The organism is Streptomyces sp. NPDC004658, assembly GCF_040609555.1.
Taxonomy (GTDB): Bacteria; Actinomycetota; Actinomycetes; order Streptomycetales; family Streptomycetaceae; genus Streptomyces.
Genome location: NZ_JBEXKG010000248.1, coordinates 1 through 7,750, shown reverse-complemented (window position 1 = coordinate 7,750; position 7,750 = coordinate 1). Strand labels below are relative to the sequence as shown.

General features: G+C 73.5%; 9 protein-coding genes. 5 read left to right on the top strand and 4 right to left on the bottom strand.

Going from position 1 to position 7,750, the window contains the following annotated elements; genetic code table 11:
• Nucleotides 1-86: 86 nt before the first annotated feature.
• Nucleotides 87-902 (bottom strand): VOC family protein, encoded by an 816-nt coding sequence (locus ABZV94_RS38770; protein WP_356349292.1) that lies wholly within the window; start codon nucleotides 900-902, stop codon nucleotides 87-89.
• A 128-nt stretch (nucleotides 903-1,030) separates the two neighbouring features.
• On the opposite strand from ABZV94_RS38770, the gene ABZV94_RS38765 reads away from it, so the two are divergent.
• On the top strand, nucleotides 1,031-1,345 hold the full coding sequence (locus ABZV94_RS38765) for an ANTAR domain-containing protein (protein ID WP_356125756.1): 315 nt from the start codon (nucleotides 1,031-1,033) through the stop codon (nucleotides 1,343-1,345).
• Between the two features lie 49 nt (nucleotides 1,346-1,394).
• On the opposite strand, the gene ABZV94_RS38760 is transcribed toward ABZV94_RS38765, so the two are convergent.
• Nucleotides 1,395-2,192, bottom strand: a complete 798-nt coding sequence (locus tag ABZV94_RS38760) for an RNA polymerase sigma factor SigF (protein WP_356349291.1) — start codon at nucleotides 2,190-2,192, stop codon at nucleotides 1,395-1,397.
• Nucleotides 2,193-2,442: 250 nt separating this feature from the next.
• Between ABZV94_RS38760 and ABZV94_RS38755 the strand changes: the two genes are divergently transcribed.
• The 4 genes from ABZV94_RS38755 (at nucleotide 2,443) to ABZV94_RS38740 (ending at nucleotide 5,428) form a co-directional block, all read left to right on the top strand.
• Nucleotides 2,443-2,898: a MarR family transcriptional regulator gene (locus ABZV94_RS38755; protein WP_356349288.1), complete on the top strand. Its 456-nt coding sequence runs from the start codon at nucleotides 2,443-2,445 to the stop codon at nucleotides 2,896-2,898.
• Nucleotides 2,895-3,893, top strand: a complete 999-nt coding sequence (locus ABZV94_RS38750; protein WP_356349286.1) for an ATP-binding cassette domain-containing protein — start codon at nucleotides 2,895-2,897, stop codon at nucleotides 3,891-3,893. Before ABZV94_RS38755 ends, ABZV94_RS38750 begins: the two co-directional genes overlap by 4 nt.
• On the top strand, nucleotides 3,853-4,713 hold the full coding sequence (locus tag ABZV94_RS38745; protein WP_356349284.1) for an ABC transporter permease: 861 nt from the start codon (nucleotides 3,853-3,855) through the stop codon (nucleotides 4,711-4,713). Before ABZV94_RS38750 ends, ABZV94_RS38745 begins: the two co-directional genes overlap by 41 nt.
• Nucleotides 4,714-4,903: 190 nt before the next feature.
• Nucleotides 4,904-5,428 (top strand): hypothetical protein, encoded by a 525-nt coding sequence (locus ABZV94_RS38740; protein ID WP_356349281.1) that lies wholly within the window; start codon nucleotides 4,904-4,906, stop codon nucleotides 5,426-5,428.
• Between the two features lie 31 nt (nucleotides 5,429-5,459).
• On the opposite strand, the gene hemC is transcribed toward ABZV94_RS38740, so the two are convergent.
• Together hemC and ABZV94_RS38730 are read right to left on the bottom strand one after the other, a co-directional pair.
• Nucleotides 5,460-6,401: a hydroxymethylbilane synthase gene (gene hemC, locus ABZV94_RS38735; protein ID WP_356349278.1), complete on the bottom strand. Its 942-nt coding sequence runs from the start codon at nucleotides 6,399-6,401 to the stop codon at nucleotides 5,460-5,462.
• Nucleotides 6,402-6,419: 18 nt separating this feature from the next.
• A complete protein-coding gene (locus ABZV94_RS38730; RefSeq protein ID WP_356349294.1) occupies nucleotides 6,420-7,400 on the bottom strand; it encodes an ATP-dependent DNA ligase in 981 nt (326 codons plus the stop codon).
• Nucleotides 7,401-7,750: the final 350 nt, after the last annotated feature.

The following is a 7,750-nucleotide window of genomic DNA, read 5'->3' as shown; positions in this document are numbered from 1 at the left end:
GCCGCGCACCGCCGGCTAGGGAACCGACCGACAAGACGGCGCCGCACCCCGGCGGGGGTGCGGCGCCGTCGTTTCGCGGACCGGCCTCAACGGCTCCGGCGGGACGTCACCGTGAACTGCGCGCCGTCCGGATCGCGCAGGATCGCCTCGGTGTCCTCCTCGCGCAGCACGCTGCCGCCGTGCTTCTCCGCCGTGCGGGCGCAGCCGGGCACGTCGCCCACCGCGAAATGGATCTGCCAGTGCGGCCGTACCGAGGGGTCCGGGGCCGCCTCGACCGCGCCCGAGTCGATCCGCGCCACGACGTCACCCTGGCTGCGCAGCACCACCTCGCCGCCCTCGTACTCGACCTCGCAGCAGCCCGGCAGCCCGCTCGCCCAGTCCAGGACCTCGCCGTAGAACATCGCGGCGTCGAAGGCGTCCCGGGTGTGCAGCCGCACGAAGGTCGGTGCCGCCTGCCGCCACGCCTCCCAGTTGGTGACCAGTTCACCCTGCCAGATGCCGAACGTGGCCCCGTCCCGGTCGGCGAGCAGCGCCGCGCGGCCCGGCGGGAAGGACAGCGGTCCGACCGCCGACGTGCCGCCGCGCTCCCGGACCCGGGACACGGCCACGTCCGCGTCCGGCACGGCGAAGTACGGCGTCCAGGCCACCGCCATCTGCCACATGGATGCGACGGCGGCGATCCCGGCCACCGGGACCCCGTCCGCCAGGGCGATCCGGAAGTGCTCGCCGAGCTTGGCGCCACGCCAGCGCCAGCCGAGGACGGCCGCGTAGAAGTCCTGGGTGGCCTGGAGATCGCGGCTGGTCAGACTCACCCAGCACGGCGCGCCGAAGACGGAGTGGGTGGAGACGACTTCTTTTTCTTTTCTGCGTGGCTCGCCGCCGGTGCGGGTGTCGTGGTTCATGGCAGTCGCGTCCTGCTCTCGGGGCCGGGCGGCCACCGGTCTGGCACCAGTGTCCAACCGGAAGCGGGTGGGCTGCCTGCCGAGTACCCCGGGTGGCGGGGGTGCAGGCCCCTGCGCACGATGGAGGGATGGGAGAGATCGAGCCGGACCGGATCGCCGCGCTGCAGGCGGAGGTCGACCAGCTGAAGGAGGCCATGACCTCCCACGCGGTGATCGACCAGGCGATCGGGATGGTCGTGGCCCTCGGCCGGGTGACCCCCGACCAGGGATGGCAGGTGCTGAAGGAGGTCTCTCAGCACACCAACATCAAGCTGCGCAACATCGCGGAGCTGATCCTGATCTGGGGGCGGCGCGGCGACATCCCGGCCGACGTCAGGGCCGAGCTGGAGGACGCGCTGGACCGGTACGGCCCCACCCAGGTACCGGGGTCCGAGGGACAGTAGGCCCCGGGAGCCGTTGCAGAAGGGCTCCCGGGGCCAGGGAACGGGGGGCTCAGCGGGCGCGGGCGTCCGCGAGCAGTTCGTCGCGCAGCCGGTCGAAGCAGCCGCTGAGCAGGCGGGAGACGTGCATCTGCGAGATGCCCAGCTGCTGGGCGATCCGGCTCTGCGTCATGCCGCCGAAGAACCGCAGGTAGAGGATGGTGCGCTCGCGTTCGGGCAGCGCTTCCAGACACGGCTTGACCGCGGCCCGGTCCACGACGAGGTCGTACCCCGGGTCCGGGCCGCCCAGGGAGTCGCCCAGGGCGTAGCCGTCCGTGCCGGTCACCTCGGCGTCGAGGGACAGGGCGGAGAAGCACTCCAGCGCCTCCATGCCGGTGCGCACCTCGTCCTCGCTGAGCCGCGTGAACGCGGCGATCTCGGCGACGGTGGGCGCCCGGCCCGGTGTGGACTGCGCCAGCTCCTTGGTGGCGGCGCGGACCCGGTTGCGCAGGTCCTGCACCCGGCGCGGCACATGCAGGGTCCACATGTGGTCGCGGAAGTGGCGCTTGATCTCCCCCGTGATGGTGGGCACCGCATAGGCCTCGAAGGCCCGGCCGCGTTCGGGATCGTAGTGGTCGACGGCCTTGACCAGGCCCAGTGCGGCCACCTGGTACAGGTCCTCCAGGGCCTCGCCCCGGCCGCGGAACCGTACGGCGATCCGTTCGGCCATGGGGAGCCACAAGCGGACGAGTTCGTCCCGCAGCGCCCGGCGCTCGGGACCGTCGGGCAGTCCGGCGAGCCGCTCGAAAGCGCCGCTGGTGTCCGGGGCGTCGTCGTGTGGATGGGGTTTCGTGCTGCCAGTGACACGCATCGCGCGCACCTCTCTCAACAGGTGCTGGATGACAGACACCGTGGGAGGTGCGCTCGGACCATGGATAGGACACCGGGGCGTCCGGCGAGGGCCGGCTCCCACGGACGTGCCTCCTGTCCGAAGCACTGTTGTGCCCATTCCCGCTGACGGGCATCTCAAAACAAACTCGTACATATCGGGGGAGTCGGACGCGGTGTCTTGACCGGCCCTTGGGAGGCGATACCTCTGTAGCAGAGGTAATCTCCACAGTGTGAACGCCGACGCCTTCCCGGAGGAACTGGCCGACGCGCTGGTGCGCATCCAGCGGCTGATCCGGCGCCGGCTGCGCGGCGGGCTCACCGGGCCCCGGCTGCGCGGCGCCGAGGTCGAACTGCTGCGGCTGGTGGAGTCCCGGCCCGGCATCGGCGTCTCGGACGCCGCACGCCGGCTGCACCTGGCCGGAAACTCGGTGTCGACCCTGGTCAACCAGCTCGTCCGGGACGGCTATCTGGTCCGCGAGACCGACCCTGCCGACCGGCGGGCCGCCCGGCTGCTGCTGACCGGGGCCGCCGAGCAGCGGCTCGCGGACTGGCAGCGCCGCCGGGCCGAACTCGTCGGCCGGCATGTCTCCCGGCTCGGCGAGGCCGATCGCGAGGCCCTGCGCGCGGCCCTCCCGGCCCTGCGCAGACTGGCCGTGATGCTGCACGAGGAGGCCGAGGAAACATGACGAGCGACATGCCCGACGGATCCGGGACGGCGGGTGGGCCGGACGTCGCCGGTACCTCCGAGGTCGCGGGTACCTCCAAGGCCGGCGCGTCCCGGGTCGGCGGCGCGTCGGAGAGCCCCTCCGGTGCCCCCTCCGACGCCCCGGCCGCCCCCTGCGCGGTCGCGGCCCGTGGCGGCGTCGAAGCCGTCTCCTGCACCGGGCTCGCCTACGCCTTCGGTGACACCCGTGCCGTCGACGGGCTCGACCTGGCCGTCCGTGAGGGCGAGGTGTTCGGGCTGCTGGGACCCAACGGGGCCGGGAAGACCACCGCCATCCGCTGCATCACCACCCTGCTGCCCGTCCCCGCCGGCATGGTCCGCGTCTTCGGGCACGACACCGCCAAGGAGCGGATGGCGGTGCGCCGGCTGCTCGGCTACGTCCCGCAGCAGCTGTCCGCCGACAGCGGGCTCACCGGCCGGGAGAACGTCGCCCTGTTCGCCCGCGTCTTCGACGTGCCGCGCCGCGAACGGGCCGCACGCGTCGCCCAGGCCCTCGCCGCCGTCGGCCTCGCCGACGCCGCCGACCGGCTGGCCGGCACCTACTCCGGCGGCATGGTCCGCCGCCTGGAACTGGCCCAGGCCCTGGTCAGCGCGCCACGGCTGCTGATCCTGGACGAGCCCACGATCGGCCTGGACCCGATCGCCCGCACCGGCGTCTGGGAGCACATCAACGCCGTACGCGCCGCCACCGGCATGACCGTCCTGGTCACCACCCACTACATGGACGAGGCCGACCAGTACTGCGACCGGGTCGGACTCATGCACCGCGGCCGGGTGCGCGCCCTCGGCACCCCGGCGGCGCTGCGCCGGGGCCTCGCCGAACGGCAGGGCACCGACCGCCTGCCCACGCTGGAGGACGTCTTCCGCGACGTCGCCGGCAGCGGCCTCGACGACCACTCCGGAGGAGGTTTCCGCGATGTCCGAAGCACCCGCCGCACCGCGCACCGCGTCGGCTGACGGCACTCCCGGAGACGGCACCGCCCTGCTGCTCACCCCGCCCGTGCCGCGCGCGGGCTGGCGGCTGCTGCCCGCCAGGGTCGTCGCCCTGTGCGCCGTCGAGCTCCAGAAGCTGCGCCACGACCGGACCGAGCTGTACACCCGCGCGGTCCAGCCGGCCCTGTGGCTGCTGATCTTCGGCCAGACCTTCACCCGGATCCGGGCGATACCCACCGGCGGAGTCCCGTACATCGACTATCTGGCGCCCGGCATCATCGCCCAGTCGGCGATGTTCATCGCGATCTTCTACGGCATCCAGATCATCTGGGAGCGGGACGCGGGCATCCTGAACAAGCTGCTCGTCACCCCGACCCCGCGCTCCGCCCTGATCACCGGCAAGGCCTTCGCGGCCGGGGTGAAGTCCCTGGTCCAGGCGGTCGTCGTGATCGTCATCGCCGCGCTGCTCGGCGTCGCCCTCACCTGGAACCCGCTCAAGCTGCTCGGTGTCGCCCTCGCGGTGGTCCTCGCCTCCGTCTTCTTCTCCTGCCTGTCGATGACCATCGCGGGGATCGTGCTCAGCCGCGACCGGCTGATGGGCTTCGGGCAGGCGATCACCATGCCGCTGTTCTTCGGCTCCAACGCCCTCTACCCCGTGTCGGTGATGCCGGGCTGGCTGCAGGCCGTCAGCAAGGTCAACCCGCTGAGCTATCAAGTGGACGCCCTGCGGGGGCTGCTGCTCGGTACGCCCGCGCATCTCGCCGCCGACTTCGGGGTCCTCGCGGTGGCCGCCGCGGCGGGCATCACCGCGGCCTCCGCGCTGCTCGGCCGGCTGGCCCGCTGATCTTGCCGCGGACGTGATGTGCGGCACGCGCGCGTACCCGGCCGCGAGGGCCCCTGGACGGATTCTTCCTGGGCAGCGCTTGATCACCGATCAAAGCGGGTGAATCCCCTGGCCACGGCGCATTCCGCTCATTTGACAGTGCGCTGAGCGCACAGATAGACAGCAGCTCTCGAAGGTCGAGAGGGGCACTGTGTACGAGCCGAACGTGGTCGGGGACTGGCAGGAGTACGAGGAGCATGCCGGTCTGCGGGTCCGCGTCCACCGCCTGGAGCAGGCCGAGCCGCCGCGCGGACGGGACGACGCCGCCGCCGGGCTGACGTACTTCAGCGTCCGGGTGACCGTGGAGAACCGCGGCGCGCGGCACTACGGCATCCATCTGGAGGACGGTCAGATCGACGTGCGCGTCGGCCCGGACGGCGAGGGCGCCTTCATCGACTGGCGCAACTCCCAGTTCATCGAGGGCTTCGACGTCTACCCGCTGCGCCGGGCCACCGCCGTCGTCTACGCCGCCGCGCCCGAGGCCGCCCTCACGCACGTGGACGTGCAGGTGCAGCTGCGGGTCGAGGACGAGTGGGCCGAGCGCCGGCTGTGGGCGGGCGGCATCGGCATCGGGGAGCCGACAGCCCCGGCCGCACCCGCCGGCACCGGGCAGGGCAGCCTCGCCCACCAGGTCAGCGCGTTCCTGAGGGACCAGACCGAGCCCGGTTCCGCCTGACGCGCGCCCCGCGCGGGGCGTCGTACGACGCTCAGTGCGGGATGCCGTCGATGATCTCGCGCGCGCCCTGCCGCAGCAGCGCCACCGCGACCGAGGTGCCGAGGGTGGCCGGATCGAGCCGGCCCGCCCACTCGTGGGCGTTCAGCCGGGTCTTGCCGTCCGGGGTGAAGACGCAGGCCCGCAGGGAGAGTTCGCCGCTGCGGTCCACGCGCGCGTACCCGGCGATGGGGCTGTTGCAGTGCCCCTGGAGCACGTGCAGGAACATCCGCTCGGCCGTCGCCTCCCGGTGGGTGGCCGGGTCGCCGAGCCCGCTGACCGCGTCGATCAGGTCGGTGTCGTCCTCCCGGCACTGCAGGGCGAGGATGCCCGCGCCGATCGGCGGCATCATCGTCTCCGGGGACAGCACCTCGCTGATCACGTCCGTGCGGCCGATGCGCTCCAGGCCGGACACCGCCAGCAGCAGCGCGTCCGCCTCCCCGGCGGCCAGCTTCTCGAGCCGTCGGTTGGCGTTGCCCCGGAAGGGCACGCACTCCAGGTGCGGGTGGGTGGCGGCCAATTGGGCGATCCGGCGCACCGCGGAGGTGCCGATCCGGGTGCCGGCCGGCAGCTCGTCCAGGGTGAGTCCGCCCGGGTGCACCAGCGCGTCCCGGATGTCGTCCCGCTTCAGGAACGCGGCGAACACCGTCCCGGCCGGCAGCGGCCGGTCGGCGGGCACGTCCTTCACGCAGTGCACCGCGAGATCCGCCTCCCCGGCCAGCAGGGCGGCGTCCACCTCCTTGGTGAACGCCCCCTTGCCCTCGACCTGGGACAGATCGCCGAGCCACTTGTCACCCGTGGTCTTCACCGGGACGACCGCGGTGCGCACGCCCGGGTGCAGCACCGCCAACTCGGCGCGGACCCGTTCGACTTGGGCCAGAGCCATGGGCGAGTCGCGGGAGACGATTCGGATCAGTTCGGGAACCGGCATGCGCACACGATAGACCCACCGGCCTCAGCCGGACGCCCCGGGCAGGTCCGCCGCCGACTCCTCCGGTGTGAGGTCCGGGCGCAGCCGCAGCCAGGAGGGCTGGCGCAGCATGCCGTTCCGGGTGCGGGTGCTGTAGCTGACCTCGCCCACCAGCCGGGGCAGCACCCAGCGGGCGCCGGGGACGCGCGGCACGGGGTCGAAGGGGCACCGGTCGCTCGCCGCGTCCCCCAGCAGGTCCGCCAGCCGGATGCGCTCGGCCTCGCTCCAGCCGGTGCCCACCCCGCCGACGTACCGCAGCCGGCCCTCCGGGTCGCGCTGGCCGACCAGCACCGCGCCGGGCAGCCCGGTCAGCCGCCCCTTGCCGGGCAGCCAGCCGCCGACGATCACGTCCTCGGCCCGCATGTTCCGGATCTTGATCCAGGCGCGGGAGCGCACGCCGGGCTCGTAGACCGAGTCCAGCCGCTTGCACACCAGGCCCTCCAGGCCGTGTTCCCGGGTCGCCGCCAGCGCCTCGGCACCGTGTCCGGTCACGGCGGCCGGTGTCGACCAGTACGGCCCCGCGAGCCGCAGCTCCTCCAGCCGTGCCCGCCGCCGGACGTACGGCAGCCGCACCAGGGACTCCTCCAGGTAGGGCACGTCGAACAGCACCAGGTGCACCGGGACCTGCGCGGCCCGGCGCGCCGCCCGCGCGGGGGCGTGCGCGAGGCCCATCCGGCTCTGGAGCAGCTGGAAGTCGGCCCGGCCCCGCTCGTCCAGGGCCAGCACCTCGCCGTCCAGCACGGCGGGGGTGGTGCCGAGCGCCCCGCCGAGCGGCCGGAGCTCGGGATAGGCCCCGGTGATGTCCTCGCCCGAGCGGGCGCGCAGCAGCACACTGCCGTCACCGGGCAGGTACACCATCACCCGCTGGCCGTCCTGCTTGGTCTCGTACGCCCACCGAGCGTCCTGCGCGGCGGGCGGCAGGCTGCCGGGCGTCGCGAGCATGGGCGGAATGAGCGGCAGGGTCACGGCGGTCACGGCAGAGATCTCGACCACCCCCGACACCGTCACGCCCCCTTCCCACCGGGTTCCCCTGAACGGTCCCGCGGCGGGCCGACAACCCGTGGGGTGGGTGTCGGGCGGAGGGGGATCGACGACGGCGTGGGGCGGTGGGGCCCTGGCGGCCGGGGCGAGCCCGGCGGCCGGGTCGGGGCGCAGCACCGTGGGCGGCGCCGGTCCGTGGGCGCTGGAGGCCGGTCGGGTCGGAAACCAGCGGGCGGGGTGCGATCGACGGCCGCCTGGGGCGGTACGGGCCTATCGGCTGGAGCGGGCGTGCACGGGACCGGGGCGGCGCGGGGCATGTCCGGGCGGGGCGAGCC